This window comes from Bartonella sp. AP19HLJMH (assembly GCF_042196245.1).
Taxonomy (GTDB): Bacteria; Pseudomonadota; Alphaproteobacteria; order Rhizobiales; family Rhizobiaceae; genus Bartonella.
Genome location: NZ_JBHIPX010000092.1, coordinates 1 through 680 on the forward strand (window position 1 = coordinate 1; position 680 = coordinate 680).

Annotated in this window: 1 pseudogene; it reads left to right on the forward strand. The window is 39.1% G+C overall.

What is annotated here, in order from left to right:
* A pseudogene (locus ACFINR_RS09545) lies at positions 1-680 on the forward strand (hypothetical protein); the annotation flags it as partial.

Below are 680 nucleotides of genomic sequence, written 5' to 3' on the forward strand. Positions count from 1 at the left end.
ACGAGTGTGACTTTAGGTAAAGGTAAGGATGCAGGACCAGTTGCACTTCATAATGTAAAAGATGGTGCCATTGGTGAGAGTTCACATGATGCGATTAATGGTAGTCAGATCAACACAATTTCTCAGAATGTAGCTAAATTCCTTGGTGGCGATGCAAAATTTGTTGAGGGTATGTTTACAGGACCAACCTACAAGTTATCCAAGGTTGATACAGCTGGTAATATAACAAATGGCTCTTTTGATAATGTTGGTAGTGCATTTACTGGTCTTGATGAGAATATCAAGAATGTGAATGCACGGATTAAAGAAGTTTCTGAAGGAGTAGCGCAAGATTCTTTATTATGGAATGATGAAGCCAATGCCTTTGTCGCGCGTCATGAGAAGAAGCAAGAAGAACAAGGCAGAGCTGTCAGGACACAAGAAAACAGTAGAATTACGTTTCTAGCAAATGGTGAGATTAGCGCTAAATCAACGGATGCTGTCGCTGGTAATCAACTTTATTCAATGAATCAGACATTTGCGACGTATTTTGGTGGAGGAGCTGGTTATGATAAAGATGGACAATGGAAAGCTCCAAATTTTGTAATCAAGAAAGTTGATGCAGAAGGTAAAGAAAGTGAAGAAAGCTATAAGAGTGTAGCGGAAGCACTTTCTGATATTAGTAGTTCTGTCACAAATGT